Raw genomic sequence first — 14192 nt, 5'->3', positions numbered from 1 at the left:
CATCCGATGCCGATGCAGGCCACCCGCCTGCCCGCCGCTGGCCGGCCCAAGATCGATATCCGCGGTGCCGCCAAGCGCTTCGGCAAGATGGTGGCGCTGGAGGGCGTGGACCTCGAGCTGCGGGAGAACAGCTTCACCTGCCTGCTCGGCCCCTCGGGCTGCGGCAAGTCGACGCTGCTGAACATGATCGCCGGCTTCGCCGAGCCGAGCGCCGGCCAGGTGCTGGTGGATGGCAGGCCGGTGCAGGGGCCATCGGCCGATCGCGGCGTGGTCTTCCAGGAATATGCCCTGTTTCCCTGGCGCACCGCGCTCGACAACGTCGCCTTCGGGCCGATGCTGAAGGGGCGCAGCAAGTCCGAGCAGCAGGCGATCGCCCGGCGCTACCTGTCCTTGGTCGGCCTCGCCGGGCACGAGCAGAAATATCCGGGCAACCTCTCGGGCGGGATGAAGCAGCGGGTCGCCATCGCCCGGGCGCTCGCCAATGATCCCTCCGTCCTGCTGATGGATGAGCCCTTCGGCGCGCTCGACGCCCAGACCCGCGAGACCTTGCAGGAGGAGTTGCTGCGGATCTGGGAGCAAGACCGCAAGACCGTGGTCTTCGTCACCCACTCCATCTCCGAGGCGATCTTCCTCGCCGACCGGATCGTGGTCATGGCGACCCGGCCGGGGGCGGTGAAGCAGGTCTTCGATGTGGAGATCCCCCGCCCGCGGGAGCGGTCCGACCCGGAATTCGTCCGGCTGGAGCGGGAGATCAAGCTGCTGGTCCGGGCCGAGGTGCAGAAGCTCGGCGTGATCTAAGGCTCGCGCTCAGCCCAGCGGCCCGGTCCGGTAGAGGGTGATGCGCAGCCCGCCATGCGGCACCGGCGGGCCGGGCGGCAGGAAGGGCAGGCCCGTCGCATGGGCCAGCCGCGGCTCGCTGGCCAGCAGCCCGACCCGCCAGCCGGCGAAGCGCCGCAGCAGCACCCCGCCAAGGGCGCGGTAGAGCGGCAGCAGTGCCGCCCTCTCCCCCAGCCGGCTGCCATAGGGCGGGTTGAGGATGACCAGCCCTGGTCCTCCCTCGGGCGGCTCGATCTCGCTGATCGTGGCCTGGTGGAATTCGGTCTCCTCGGTGAGGCCGGCACGGGCGGCATTGGCCTGGCTCATTGCGATGGCGCCGGGATCGCGGTCGCTGCCATGACAACGCGCCGCCGGGGGACGGGCGCGCTGCACCGCGCGCATCCGCGCCCAGGCCTCGGCATCGAAGGTGGCCAGCTGCTCGAAGGCGAAATGCCGCATCCGGCCGGGATTGAGCCGGGCGGCGATCTCGGCTGCCTCGATGACGAAGGTGCCGGCGCCGCACATCGGGTCCAGCACCGGCTCCCCTCCGTCATAGCCGCATTGGCGGAGGAAGAGGGAGGCCATCGTCTCCCGCATCGGCGCCGGGTTCACCGCCTGCTTCCAGCCGCGCTTGTGCAGCGGCTCGCCCGAGGTATCGAGGCTGAGGGTGCAGAGGTCATGCTCGATCCGGGCCCGCACCAGGACCGGGGCCTCGGGCGAGACGGGGGCGCCGAGCGTCTCGCGGATCGCGGTCTCGATCCGCTCGGCCGCGGCGCCGCTATGGTAGATGCGCGAGGCCGAGCAATCCGCCTCGACCCGGAAGGGCACGTCCGGGCGGAGCAGGCTGGCCCAGGGCACCCGCCGCGCCCGGGCATCGAGCTGCGCCAGATGGACGGCATGGAAGGTGGCGATGCGGGCCAGCACCCGCCCGGCGCCACGGATCCAGAGATTGGCGCGCCAGACCTCGGGCCAGCCGCCGCGCAGGACAACGCCGCCGGGCACCGGCTTCGGGCGGCGGAAGCCCTTGCCGCGCACTTCCTCGGCCAGCACCTCCTCCAGGCCCGGGGCGGTGGCGAGGAAGATCTCGAACTCGGTCTCGGTTGTCATCGCCCCCGCATGGCAGGCGGCGGGCCCCGCCGCAACGGGGCGGTTCGGGTGGCGGCACCGGCCCCGCCTCCCTATCTAGGGGGCCAACCGGCAAGGAGAGACCCGATGAGCGGAACCGCAACGGAACTGGCGACCCTGGGCGGCGGCTGCTTCTGGTGCCTGGACGCTGTCTTCCGCGACCTGAAGGGCGTCTCCAAGGTCGTCTCCGGCTATGCCGGCGGCCATGTCGAGAACCCGACCTATGAGCAGGTCTGCGGCAAGGGGACCGGCCATGCCGAGGTGGTGCAGGTCACCTACGACCCGGCCGAGATCGCCTATGCCGACCTGCTGCGGGTCTTCTTCACCATCCACGACCCGACCACCAAGGACCGGCAGGGCGCCGATGTGGGGCCGCAATACCGCTCCATCATCCTGACCCATTCGCCCGAGCAGGCGCGGATCGCTGGCGAGGTGATGGCGGAGATCACGGCCGCTGGCATCTGGGGCGCCCCGCTGGTGACCGAGGTGGAGCGGCTGGAGCGCTTCTGGCCTGGCGAGGCGGAGCACCAGGACTACTTCGCCCGCACCCCCTGGAGCGGCTATTGCCGCGTCGTCATCGCCCCGAAGGTCGCCAAATTCCGCAAGGCCTATGCCGACCGCCTGAAGCGGCCCGCGGCGTAAGGAGAACGAGCCATGTCCCTGTTCCGCAAGGAAACCGCCCCAGCGGCCGAGTATCCGGTGCAGAAGACCGCCGCCGAATGGCGCGCCACCCTCTCGCCCGAGGCCTATCGGGTGCTGCGCGAGCACGGCACCGAACGCCCCGGCACCAGCCCGCTGAATGCCGAGAAGCGGCGCGGCACTTTCGCCTGCGCCGGCTGCGGCAATCCGCTCTTCGAATCGGGCACCAAATTCGAGAGCGGCACCGGCTGGCCGAGCTTCTTCGCCCCGATCGAGGGCGAGGACCATGTCGGCACCACCACCGACCGCAGCTTCTTCATGACCCGGACCGAGGTGCATTGCGCGAAGTGCGGCGGGCATCTCGGCCATGTCTTCCCCGACGGGCCGCCGCCGACCGGCCTCCGCTACTGCATGAACGGCGTCTCGCTCCGCTTCGAACCCGTTGCGGATGAGGGTTGAACAGAACGAAACTTGCCAAAGCCAGGGGTTGGAGGAATTCCCTCTCGCCAGTCAGTGAAAGCATCCGTCATGCGGCACTTGCCCGCGGCTCTCAGCCTCGCCCTTCTGCTTGCCGGCCCGGCCCGGGCCAACCTGATCTATGTGCTGAACTCGGCCGATGCCTCGATCAGCCTGATCGACAGCACGACGCGGGAGGAGGTGCGGCGCATCCCCGTCCTGCGGGAGGTGCATCACCTCCTGCTCACTCCCGACCGATCGGAGCTGATGGTCGGCGATTCCGGCGGGAACGAGCTGATCTTCATCGACCCGGCGACGGCCGAGGTGAAGCGGCGGGAGCGGTTCAGCAACCCGTACCACATGGAATACAGCCCGGACGGGCGGTATCTGGTGGTCACCAGCCTGCGGCGCGACCAGGTCGATATCTATGACGCGCCGACCCGCACCCTGCTGACCCGGCTGCGGGTGGGGGACAAGCCCAGTCACCTCGCCTACTCGCCCGACAGCCGGATGGTCTATGTCACCCTCCAGGGGGCGCGGAAGCTGCTGGCGATCGACCTCGCGGAGCGGAAGCCGGTCTGGTCCGCCGAGGTCGGCTCCCAGCCCGCCGGCGTCATCTGGAATCGCGGCCGGCTGATCGTCGGCATCATGGGCTCCGACCATATCTCCGTGGTCAACCCGGCGGATGGCAAGCTGGAGCGTACGATCTACCTCGGGCGCGGGACGCATACGATCTTCCCCTCGCCGGATGGGCAGACCCTCTATGCCACCAGCCGGGTGGATAGCCGGATCAGCGTGCTCGACGCCGCGACGCTGGAGGTGAAGGCGCGCTGGGACATCCCCGGCGGGCCGGACTGCATCGCCTTCGACCCGGACGGCAAGCTCTGGGTCACGCTGCGCTGGGTCGCCCGCATCGCGGTGGTGGATCCGGCGACCGGCGTGGCCGAGACCATCCCGGTCGGCCGCTCTCCGCACGGCATCTTCGTCCAGCCGCGGCGGGAGCCGCTGCCGCCTCTGCCGAATGCCGCCCTGCCGCCGCGCCCCGCGGGCCAGCCGGCGGTGGAGCCGGAGGACCTGGCGCCCGTCCCGGCCGCCGCCCAGGCGGCACCGGCCGGTGCCCCCACCCCGGTACAGCCGGCCGTCGTGGTCCGCCCTGCCGAGCCGGTGCCGGCGCCGGCCGAGCCCGGCCGCTGGTGGCAGCGCTGGATGGCGCGATGAGGCGCCGCCTGCTGCTCGGCGGGCTCGCCGGGCTGCCGGCCGCTGCCCATGCCCAGCCTGCCTGCCGCGGCACCGTCTACCTGACTATCGATACCGGCTGGAGCCGCGAGGCGGAGGAGATCGCCGCCATCCTCCGCCGCCGCGGCGTACGCGCCACGCTCTTCCTGGCCGATGAGCCGACCTGGCGCGGCGACCGCACGCTGGATGAGAGCTGGGCTCCCTTCTGGCGCGCCCGCGCCGCCGAGGGCCATGTCTTCGCCAGCCATACCTGGCGCCACTGGTATTTCCGCGGCGACCCGGCGCCGAGCCAGGTGCGCTACGTGAAAAGCGGCGGGCAGGGGAGCGAGGTATTGGACGGCCGCGCCCTCTGCGCCGAGCTGGAACGGCCGATCACCCGGCTGCGGCAGATGGTGCCCGATGCCCAGGTACTGCCCCTCTGGCGCGCGCCGGGCGGCATCACCACGCCGAATGCCATCGCCATGGCCGCCGCCTGCGGCCTCCGCCACCAGGGCTGGACGGCGCATGGCTTCTGGGGCGACGAGCTGGACAGCGCCAAACATCCCAATGCCGCGCTCGCCCGCCGCGCCATCGCCGATACCCGGGACGGGGAGGTGGTGGTGATGCATTGGGGCATCCGCAGCCGGCGCGACCCCTTCGCCCATGTGCTGGAGGAGGTGATCACGGGCCTCCAGGCGCGGGGCTTCTGCTTCGCCACCCTGCCGCCGCAAGGCAAGGCCTGAGCCATGGACGCCTTCAGCACCGAAAGCTTCACCACGGCCTGGGCCGCCGTCACCGGCTGGCTGTTCGAGACGCTCGTCCAGCCCGCCTTCTACGCCCTCGGCCTGATGGACTGGGCGGAGGATGCCTATGACTGGCTGGATTTCGGCCTGTTCGGGCTGCTCGGCATCGCCGTGGTCTATCTGGTCTGCCGGCCGCTCGAGGCTTGGCGGCCGGTGGAGCCGGTGGCGGATCGCCGCGCCATCCGCACCGACATGGTCTATACCTTCCTCGCCCGGCTCGGCCTGCTGCCGCTGATCGCCTTCGTCCTGCTCGCCTCGCTGCAATCCCGCTGGGAGGGCTGGCTGACCGAGACGGGGCTGCTGCCGCCGACGCTGGAGGAGATCTTCCCGCCGCTCCGCCACTCGGCGCTGCTGGCCTTCGCGGTTTATGTCGTGGTGCTGGATTTCGGCGAATACTGGCGCCACCGGGCGCAGCACGGCTTCCGCTGGTGGTGGGCGCTGCATGCCATCCACCATGCCCAGCGGCAGATGACCTTCTGGACCGATGACCGCAACCACATCCTGGACGATGTGCTGGCCGCGCTCTGGTTCGGCGGGATCGCGCTGCTGATCGGCGTGCCGCCGGGGCAATTCCCGCTGATCCTGCTGCTGCTGCGCCTGGCCGAGAGCCTGAGCCATGCCAATGTCCGGCTGGATTACGGCCGGATCGGGGAGAGGCTGGTGGTCTCGCCGCGCTTCCACCGGCTGCATCACGGCGTGCTCTCGGCCGGGGCGATGGGGAAGAATTACGCCGTGCTTCTGCCGGTCTGGGACTGGATCTTCGGCACCGCCGACTGGAACCGCGCCGCCTATCCGCGCACCGGCGCCCCGGGCACGGATGAGGCGATGGCGACGGGCGGCTGGCTGCGCCAGCAATGGGCCGGCTTCCGCCGGATGGCGCTGGCGCTGGCAGGGCGCTGACCGCCTATGCTGACCGTCCCCTTCCCGCGCCCGAGGCCCGGCCCCATGCATCGCCGCCATCTGCTGGCCGCCTCCAGCCTCGCGTGACCGGATACGACGCGATCATCCTCGGCGCCGGCGCGGCCGGGCTGATGGCGGCGATCAGCGCCGGGCGGCGCGGGCGGCGGGTGCTGGTGCTCGACCATGCGCCGGAGGCGGGGCGGAAGATCCTCATCTCCGGCGGCGGGCGCTGCAATTTCACCAACCTGCATTGCGCGCCGGACCGCTTCCTCTCGGCCAATCCGCATTTCGCCCGCTCGGCCCTCGCGCGCTACACGCAGCACGACTTCATCGCCTTGGTGCGGAAGCATGGCATCGCCTTCCATGAGAAGACGCTCGGCCAGCTCTTCTGCGACGGCTCGGCGCGCGCCGTGGTGGCGATGCTGCTGGCGGAATGCGCCGCGGCGGGGGTGGAGCTGCGGCTTGGCCAGCGCATCACCGGTGTCGAGCGGCCGGAGGGTTTCCGCGTCTCGACCGAGCAGGGTGATGTCGTCGCGCCGGCCCTGGTGCTGGCGACCGGTGGCCTGTCCATCCCGAAGATGGGCGCGACCGGCCTGGCGCATGACATCGCCCGCCGCTTCGGCCTGCCCTTGGTGGCGCCGCGGCCCGGCCTGGTGCCGCTGACCTTCCAGGGCGCGCCGCTCGAGCTGATGCGGCCTCTTTCGGGCGTCGCCCTGCCGGCCATCGCCCGCTGTGGCAAGCGCGCCTTCCCGGAAGCGCTGCTCTTCACCCATCGCGGCCTGTCGGGGCCAGCGATCCTGCAGATCTCCTCCTATTGGCGGGAGGGGGAGGCGATCGCCCTCGACCTGCTGCCCGGTCTTGATGCGCCGACGGTGCTGCGCGAGCGGAAGCGCGGCCGGCCGAAGGCGGAGCCGAAGACCGTGCTCGGCGAGATGCTGCCCGCCCGCTTCGCCACCGCCCTGGCCGAGGCGCATTTGCCGGCGAAGCCCATGGCGGAACTGCCTGATCGCGCGCTCGACGCTCTCGCCGGGATGCTGAAGCGCTGGGAGCTGCGGCCGGCCGGCACCGAGGGCTATGCCAAGGCCGAGGTGACGCTCGGCGGCGTCGATACCGCCGCGCTCTCCTCCCGCAGCATGGAGGCGAAATCGGTCCCCGGCCTTTTCGTGGTGGGGGAGGCGGTGGACGTCACCGGCTGGCTCGGCGGCTACAACTTCCAATGGGCCTGGAGCAGCGGCTGGGTGGCCGGCGAGGCGGTGTGATCGGGGGCGATGAACGCCGCTCATCGTGATTGCGCCGGCAGCGGGGTGTCGCCACAACCGGCCTGTGCAGATCACCCGTACCGACCTGGCCGACTTCAGCTATTTCCTGGCGATCGCCAGGCATCGCAGCTTCCGTCGCGCCGGCCTTGAACTGGGCGTCAGCGCATCGGCCCTGAGCCACGCCCTGAAGGGGTTGGAAACGCGGATCGGGGTCCGCCTCCTCAACCGCACGAACAGAAGCGTCACCCTCACCGCCGCCGGCGAGGAACTGGTCGCTGCCATCCATGCCCCGTTCGAGGCGATCGGGTCGGCGGTCGAGGCGCTGAACCGGCATCGGGGCAGGCCGGCCGGGCGTATCCGCCTCAACGTCATGGAGCATGCGAGCACGCTGCTGCTCGCGCCGGTGCTGCCAAGCTTCGCTGAGCGCTACCCCGAGATCGAGGTCGACTTGCGGGTCTCGAACCATCTGCTGGACGTGGTGGATGCCGGGGCCGATGCCGGGATCCGCTACGGCGGCACGGTGCCAGAGGACATGATCGCGCAGCGGCTCTCCGCCGATATCCGCTGGGTCGTCGTGGGTGCTCCCGCCTATCTGGAGCGTTTCGGCACACCGGCCCATCCCCATGACCTGCTTGCGCATCGCTGCCTGCGCATCCGCCTTGGCGACGACCGCATCTACCATTGGGAGTTCGAGAAGGCCGGGAAGGCCATCGCGATCGACGTGCCAGGATCCCTGACATGCGACAACACCCAATCTCTGATCGCCCTCGCTACGGGGGGCGCGGGGCTTGCCTATCTTCCGGAGCCCTGCGTGGGGCCGCTGGTCGGCAGCGGTGACCTGCGCCTCGTTCTGGAGGACTGGTCTTCGTGGGGGCTGGGCTTCCACCTCTATTATCCAGGACGGCGGCAGATCCCGACCGGCCTGCGCCTGCTGATCGACCTCGTGCGGGAGATGCGGCCTCTCGGCCTGTAGCGTGGACGCCACCCGGGGGCGGTGAGCCCGGCTCATCGCTCCGTTGAGGGGCGGGCGGCTCATCATCCCAGCGGGATGCCCCATATCGCGGTTCGAGCCACACGGTCCCCACCAGAACGAAGGCGTTCCCCCATGTCCCATGCTCATCGCTTCAACGGCAAGGTTGCCTTCGTGACCGGCGCGGCCAGCGGTATCGGACGTGCGACCGCGATCGCCTTCGCCGCCGAAGGCGCACGCGTCGCCATCCTCGATCGCAGCGAGGCGGCGCTGCGCGACACCGCCGAGGCGGTCAGGACGGCGGGCGGCGAGGTGCTGGCAATCGCCTGCGACGTCTCGAAGCCGGAGCTGGTCGAGGCGGCGGTCGCGCGCACGGTCGAGAGGTTTGGCCGGCTCGATATCGCCTTCAACAACGCCGGCGTCGAGAACAAGGTGGCCCCCGTCGCCGAGATCGGGCTGGACGAATGGGACCGCATCCTCGACATCAACCTGCGCGGCACCTTCGTCTGCATGAAGCACGAGTTGGCGCAGATGGTCCGCCAGGGCGGCGGCGTGGTCGTCAACACCTCATCGGGCGCGGGTGTCCGGGGGGTTGCCGGCGGCGCCGCCTACGCTGCCTCCAAGCACGCCATCATCGGCCTGACCAAGTCTGCCGCACTGGACTATGCCAGGTCGAACATCCGGGTGAACGCCATCCTCCCCGGCAATATCGAGACCCCGATGATGGACCGCTTCACCGGGGGCGACCTTCAGAAGGCGATTGACCTCGAGCCGGTCGGCCGGCTGGGCAGGCCGGAGGAGATCGCGGACGCCGTGCTGTGGATGAGCGCCGATCTGGGCGCCTTCGTCACCGGCGCATCGATCTCGGTCGATGGTGGGTGGTCGCTCTGACTACGGCAGGAAGGATCGAGGACATGCAGATCAAGCGCAGCGGGTCGCAGCCCTCGGCCGCCGGCCCCGCCGACTGGTTCACCGGCACCGTGCGGATTGACCCGCTCTTTCCCGCGCAGGATCCCGCGCGGACGGCGGGTGCGAGCGTCACCTTCGAACCGGGCGCCCGCACGGCCTGGCATACGCACCCGCTTGGCCAGACGCTGATCGTCACCTTCGGCTGCGGCCTGGTCCAGCGCGAGGGCGGGCCGGTCGAGGAGATCAGGCCGGGCGACGTGGTGTGGTTCGAGCCGGGCGAGAAGCATTGGCACGGCGCGACGCCCGGCACGGCCATGACCCATATCGCCATTCAGGAGCAACTCGACGGCAAGGCGGTCACCTGGATGGAACAGGTGAGCGACGCGCAATACCGCCGCCCCTGACCTCCTCGCCGGTCCCCGCCCTGGGCGGCCATCTCCCGGGGCGGCCGGCATCACCCGCCGAAGCCTGACAGCAGCCAGTCCGCCGCTGGCTTCAGCACCAGCCCGGCAAGGGCGGTAAGGCCCAGCGTCTTCACCACGCCGAGCTTCATCCGGAACAGCGCCACCGCCGCCAGCACCGCCAGCAGCAGGGCCAGCGGGTCGAGGCTCGCCGGCACCGGCAGTTCCAGCCGCATCGGGCCGAGCGGAATCTCGCGGATCACGCTGAACAGCACGCGCAGGCCGAACCACAGCGCCAGATTGGCGATGACGCCGACCACCGCCGCCGTCACCCCGGCCAACGCGCCCTTCAGCCGTTCGACATCGTGCAGCCGCTCGACATAAGGCGCGCCGAGGAAGATCCAGGCGAAGCAGGGCGCGAAAGTGACCCAGAGCACCAGCAGCGCCCCCGGCACCCCGGCCGCCAGATAGCCGACGAATTGCAGCACCAGGATCAGCGGTCCCGGCGTCGTCTCTGCCAAGCCCAGCCCCGCCAGCATCTGCCCGGCCGAGAGCCAGCGATACCCCTCCACCGCTTCCTGCGCGACATAGGCCAGCACCGCATAGGCGCCGCCGAAGGTGACGACGGCCATCTTCGAGAAGAACCAGGCGAGATCGCCATAGAGCCCGCCCGCCTGCATCAGCAGCGCGACCGGCCAGAGCCAGAGCGCCAGCGCCACCAGCCCCGCCCGCCGCGCCGCGCTGCCCAGGCGGGCGATGCGATCCGGCTCCGTTGCGAGCAGCGCATCGAGCAGGGCCGGCGGGCCGTCCTGCGCCTTTCCATGGCCGCCGCCGGCAAAGGCCTGCGGCATCGCCAGCCCGACCAGCGCCGCGCCCAGCACCACCAGCGGGAAGGGCAGGCCGAAGAGGAAAAGCGCGGCGAAGGCCGCCCCTGCCAGCGCCCATGGCACGGAGCCCTTCAACGCGCGTCGGGCGACGCGCAGCAGCGCCTCCACCACCAGCACCAGCACGGCGCATTTCAGGCCGAAGAACAGCGCCGCCACCAGCGGCACCTCGCCGAAGGCGACATAGAGTGCCGAGAGCGCCAGCATCACCAGCGCGCCGGGCAGGATGAAGAGCATCCCCGCCGCCACGCCGCCGCGCACGCCATGCATCAGCCAGCCGAGATAGGTGGCGAGCTGCTGCGCCTCCGGCCCTGGCAGCAGGGTGCAGAAATTCAGCGCATGCAGGAAGCGCGCATCGGAGATCCAGCGGCGCTCATCCACCACCTCCCGGTGCAGCAGCGCGATCTGGCCCGCCGGCCCGCCGAAGGACAGGCAGCCGATCCGGAACCAGACGCGGACCGCTTCGGCGAGACTCGGGAAGGAGGTGGACGGCATCGGCGGGTCCAGTGAAGCGGAAGCCGCCCCCTTAGCCGAAATGCGTCCGGCTCGCATCCCGGTGGCGTCGCCGCTCATGTCGCCCTCGGTGCCGGCCAGTTATGCGTCTCCGCCGTCGCGTCGCGCGCCCAGCGATAGAGCGCGTCATAGACCGGCATCGCCGTATCGAGCTGCGCCAAGTCGTCCCGTTGCATGCGCGACAGGCCGAGCGAGATGGCGAGCAGCCCCGCCGCCTCCGGCGCCAGGTCGGGCCGCGCGGTATCGGCACCGCGCACGATCCGCGCCAGCCGCGCCAGTGGCACGGTCAGCAGGCCGAACTCCTCCAGCATGGTGTCGAAGCTGCAAGCCTCACCGCGATGGCTCCAGAAGACGCCCTCGATATCGAAGGGCGTGGCGCCGAAGCGTTCGGCGACGGCGAGAACCTCGGAGGCGGCGACGAAGAGGAAGACGGCATCGGGATCGACGAAGCGGCGGATCAGCCAGGGGCAGGCGATGCGGTCGATCTTCGGCCGCGCCCGGGTGACCCAGACGGTGCGGCCGGCCGCATCGCGCGGCGGCAGGCGATCCGGCGAAACCAGGGGCAGCCCGGCCTCGCGCCAGCCGAGGAAGCCGCCTTCCAGCACCTCGGCGCGGGCGCCGGCATGGCGCAGCCAGGCGGCCGCGCCATGGGACAGCTTCTGCCCGCGCTGGCAGATCAGGACGACGGAGCGGCCGGCATAGGCGGGGCCCCGGTCCGCCATGGCGGCATGGGGGATGGCCTGGCTGGCCGGGAGACGCCGCGGATCCGCTTCGACATCCTCGGGAATGCGGACATCGAGGAGGATGGGAGCCTCGGGCGTGCCGATCAGGCGGGCGAGTTGGGCAGGGGTGATGGTGTCGGGCGAAGGCATGCAGCGTCCACTCCAGCTTGCGGACGCGATCCTTGGGCTTTCGCCTCACGGGGTGGTCGCGGTACCCCTGGCCGCGAAGTCTCGGCCGGGGTACCGCGTTCTGTCAACGCCTCAGGCCACGCTCGGCGTGCCGCCGGCCAGCGGGTCGTTGGCGGCGATGGGCGAGGCGTTGATCTGGTCCGTCTGCGCGCCGCTATCCGGGCGCGGCGGGGCCAGCACCGGCTCGCCGCCCAGCGGCTCGGACTTCATCGGCGTGAACTGACCCTTGCCGTCGAGCGAGGGGCCCTCGGTCCAACGGCCGGCCGGCACCTGGCCGTCGATGCGGTGGCCGAAATAGGCGTAGGAGAATTTGCTGGCCTCCTGCGACTGCGGGAAGCTGTTCGGGATCGGCAGGTTCGCCGTCTCGCCGCCCAGCTCCTCGATCACCGCCAGCCATTGCTGCTGATGCATCGTGTCACGGGCAATGAGGAAGGAGAGCATGTCCTTCATCCCCGGATCGTCGGTCATGCCATAGAGGCGCGTGGCCAGCGCGCGGCCGGTCGCCTCGGCGGCGACATTGGCATACATGTCGGCGGCGATATTGCCGCTGGCATAGACATGGCTGGCATTGAAGGGCACGCCGTTGCAATTCTCCGGCGTCGCGGCGAGTCCGGTGCTCAGGATGTGGCGCAGATTCATGCCGCCCATCACCGCGCCGGCGATGCCGTCATTCGCCACGTCTTCCTGCATCGACAGCGGCGCGCCTTCAAGGTTGAGCGCGACGGCGGTCGAGAGCATCTCGATATGGCCGATCTCCTCGGTCCCGGTATTGATCAGCATGTCCCGGTATTTCACCGGCCCGCGGCTGCCCCAGCCCTGGAAGAGATACTGCATCATCACGCGGATCTCGCCTTCGACGCCGCCGATCGCCTGCTGCAGGGCGCGGGCGAAGATCGGGTTGGGGCGCTCGACGCGGACGGGGTATTGTAGCTTTCCGTCGGTATAGAACATGTGGACCTCCAGGCCGGATTGTCCTCACCGAACCGGTGGCAGCGGCAGGGGTTCGTGCCGAAGCGGGCAACGAGCCCCGATCTTCCGCCTTCCGTGAAGCCCTTGATGCGCAGTGTACGAATTGCGCCTATCGCAGCAGGCGCAAAAGGATTCCCGCCATGACGAAGGACGAGTTGACCGCCTGGGCGATGGCCAATGGCTGGGTGATGATCGGCGGGCATCCCAGCCTGACGAAGCCCTCCGCGCCGAAGGAGGCGATCGTGCGGATGGTGCTGAAGGCAACCGTCGTGCATGTCGAGGTGAAGAAGCCCGCCGGCAAATGGGAGAAATTCACCGGCGAGAGCTATGCGAAGGTGACGGCGGATGCCGAGACCGGGATTCCCCTCGGCCTCGGCTTCGACACGATCCCGGGTTTCCGCATGCTGATGCAGGAGAACCGAGACCGCGCCGTCTTCGCCAAGATGACAGGCGGGCGCTGACTACTCCGCGCTCGCCGCGTCTAGCGCCGCGACCTGGGCTGGGCTGAGACCGAGTGCGGTCGCACCCAGCAGATCCTCCAGCTGGTCGAGGCTGGTGGCGCTGGCGATCGGCGCCGTCACCACCGGCTTGGCCAGCAGCCAGGCGATGGCGACCTGGGCCGGCGTCGCCGCCACCTCGCCGGCCACCGCATCCAGCGCCGCCAGCACCTTGAGGCCGCGCGGCGTCAGGTATTTCCCCATATTGGCGCCGCGCTTGCTCTTCCCGTAATCCGCCTCGGAGCGGTATTTGCCGCTGAGGAAGCCGGCGGCGAGGGCGTAGTAATTGATCACGCCGATCCCCTCCGCCTGGCAGAGCGGGCCGAGCGCCTCCTCGAAGACTTTGCGGTCCATGAGGTTATAGAGCGGCTGCAGCGTCTCGTAGCGCGGCAGGCCGAGCTTCGCGCTGGTCTCCAAGGCGAGTTTCAGCCGCGGCGCGGTGTAGTTCGAGGCGCCGATGGCCCGCACCTTCCCCGCCTTGATGAGATCGGCGAAGGCGCCGAGCGTCTCCTCCAGCGGCACGGACTCATCGTCCTTGTGCGCCTGATACAGGTCGATGACATCGGTCTGCAGCCGGCGGAGGCTGGCATCGACCTCCTTCATGATCCAGTCGCGCGACAGGCCCTGATCGCCGGAGCCCATCTTCATGCCGACCTTGGTGGCGATGACGACCTGACCCCGCTTGCCGCTCGCCTTCAGCCATTCGCCGATGATGGTCTCGCTCTCGCCGCCCTGGTGGCCGGGCGCCCAGGCGGAATAGACATCCGCCGTGTCGATGGCATAGAGCCCGGTCTCCACCAGCCGGTCGAGGATGCGGTGCGACTGGGCCGTGTCGATGGTCCAGCCGAAGACATTGCCGCCGAACATCAGCGGCGGGACCTTGATGCCGGACCGCCCGAGGCTGCGCTGTTCCATCCGCCCGTTT

General features: G+C 70.2%; 16 protein-coding genes. 11 read left to right on the top strand and 5 right to left on the bottom strand.

Annotated features, from left to right (window positions below; genetic code table 11):
- Positions 1 to 6 precede the first annotated feature (6 nt).
- Positions 7 to 798: an ABC transporter ATP-binding protein gene (locus JMJ55_RS14305; protein WP_236033708.1), complete on the top strand. Its 792-nt coding sequence runs from the start codon at positions 7 to 9 to the stop codon at positions 796 to 798.
- A 9-nt stretch (positions 799 to 807) separates the two neighbouring features.
- Here the strand turns inward: JMJ55_RS14305 and JMJ55_RS14300 are convergent, their stop codons facing one another.
- Entirely contained in the window at positions 808 to 1923 is a 1116-nt protein-coding gene (locus tag JMJ55_RS14300; protein ID WP_202826238.1) for a THUMP domain-containing class I SAM-dependent RNA methyltransferase, read from the bottom strand.
- Between the two features lie 105 nt (positions 1924 to 2028).
- Between JMJ55_RS14300 and msrA the strand changes: the two genes are divergently transcribed.
- The 9 genes from msrA to JMJ55_RS14255 all read left to right on the top strand — a co-directional run bounded on the left by msrA (position 2029) and on the right by JMJ55_RS14255 (position 9496).
- A complete protein-coding gene (msrA, locus tag JMJ55_RS14295; RefSeq protein ID WP_202826237.1) occupies positions 2029 to 2583 on the top strand; it encodes a peptide-methionine (S)-S-oxide reductase MsrA in 555 nt (184 codons plus the stop codon).
- Positions 2584 to 2595: 12 nt separating this feature from the next.
- On the top strand, positions 2596 to 3039 hold the full coding sequence (msrB, locus tag JMJ55_RS14290; RefSeq protein ID WP_202826236.1) for a peptide-methionine (R)-S-oxide reductase MsrB: 444 nt from the start codon (positions 2596 to 2598) through the stop codon (positions 3037 to 3039).
- Positions 3040 to 3108: 69 nt separating this feature from the next.
- On the top strand, positions 3109 to 4254 hold the full coding sequence (locus tag JMJ55_RS14285) for a YncE family protein (protein ID WP_236033707.1): 1146 nt from the start codon (positions 3109 to 3111) through the stop codon (positions 4252 to 4254).
- On the top strand, positions 4251 to 4994 hold the full coding sequence (locus JMJ55_RS14280; RefSeq protein ID WP_202826235.1) for a polysaccharide deacetylase family protein: 744 nt from the start codon (positions 4251 to 4253) through the stop codon (positions 4992 to 4994). The genes JMJ55_RS14285 and JMJ55_RS14280 overlap by 4 nt, the downstream gene beginning before the upstream one ends.
- A gap of 3 nt (positions 4995 to 4997) precedes the next feature.
- Positions 4998 to 5954, top strand: coding sequence for a sterol desaturase family protein (locus tag JMJ55_RS14275; protein ID WP_202826234.1), 957 nt, complete (start codon positions 4998 to 5000; stop codon positions 5952 to 5954).
- Positions 5955 to 6037: 83 nt separating this feature from the next.
- Positions 6038 to 7213, top strand: a complete 1176-nt coding sequence (locus tag JMJ55_RS14270; RefSeq protein ID WP_328702647.1) for a BaiN/RdsA family NAD(P)/FAD-dependent oxidoreductase — start codon at positions 6038 to 6040, stop codon at positions 7211 to 7213.
- Between the two features lie 25 nt (positions 7214 to 7238).
- Positions 7239 to 8186: a LysR family transcriptional regulator gene (locus JMJ55_RS14265; protein WP_328702646.1), complete on the top strand. Its 948-nt coding sequence runs from the start codon at positions 7239 to 7241 to the stop codon at positions 8184 to 8186.
- A gap of 132 nt (positions 8187 to 8318) precedes the next feature.
- On the top strand, positions 8319 to 9074 hold the full coding sequence (locus JMJ55_RS14260) for a glucose 1-dehydrogenase (RefSeq protein ID WP_202826232.1): 756 nt from the start codon (positions 8319 to 8321) through the stop codon (positions 9072 to 9074).
- 23 nt (positions 9075 to 9097) lie between these two features.
- Positions 9098 to 9496, top strand: a complete 399-nt coding sequence (locus JMJ55_RS14255) for a (R)-mandelonitrile lyase (RefSeq protein ID WP_202826231.1) — start codon at positions 9098 to 9100, stop codon at positions 9494 to 9496.
- Between the two features lie 50 nt (positions 9497 to 9546).
- Here JMJ55_RS14255 and chrA read toward each other — a convergent pair whose 3' ends face one another.
- The 3 genes from chrA to JMJ55_RS14240 form a co-directional block, all read right to left on the bottom strand.
- Positions 9547 to 10872, bottom strand: coding sequence for a chromate efflux transporter (gene chrA / locus JMJ55_RS14250; RefSeq protein WP_202826230.1), 1326 nt, complete (start codon positions 10870 to 10872; stop codon positions 9547 to 9549).
- Between the two features lie 74 nt (positions 10873 to 10946).
- Positions 10947 to 11762, bottom strand: a complete 816-nt coding sequence (locus tag JMJ55_RS14245; RefSeq protein ID WP_202826229.1) for a chromate resistance protein ChrB domain-containing protein — start codon at positions 11760 to 11762, stop codon at positions 10947 to 10949.
- 111 nt (positions 11763 to 11873) lie between these two features.
- The gene (locus JMJ55_RS14240; RefSeq protein WP_202826228.1) at positions 11874 to 12752 is read right to left on the bottom strand and encodes a manganese catalase family protein; all 879 of its coding nucleotides are present in this window, start codon (positions 12750 to 12752) and stop codon (positions 11874 to 11876) included.
- A 158-nt stretch (positions 12753 to 12910) separates the two neighbouring features.
- Between JMJ55_RS14240 and JMJ55_RS14235 the strand changes: the two genes are divergently transcribed.
- Positions 12911 to 13231, top strand: a complete 321-nt coding sequence (locus JMJ55_RS14235) for a hypothetical protein (RefSeq protein WP_202826227.1) — start codon at positions 12911 to 12913, stop codon at positions 13229 to 13231.
- Here JMJ55_RS14235 and JMJ55_RS14230 read toward each other — a convergent pair whose 3' ends face one another.
- Positions 13232 to 14182 (bottom strand): aldo/keto reductase, encoded by a 951-nt coding sequence (locus tag JMJ55_RS14230; protein ID WP_202826226.1) that lies wholly within the window; start codon positions 14180 to 14182, stop codon positions 13232 to 13234.
- Positions 14183 to 14192: the final 10 nt, after the last annotated feature.

It is taken from the genome of Belnapia mucosa (assembly GCF_016775475.1).
GTDB classification, from domain to species: Bacteria; Pseudomonadota; Alphaproteobacteria; order Acetobacterales; family Acetobacteraceae; genus Belnapia; species Belnapia mucosa.
This window is presented reverse-complemented; position numbering and strand designations above follow the sequence as displayed.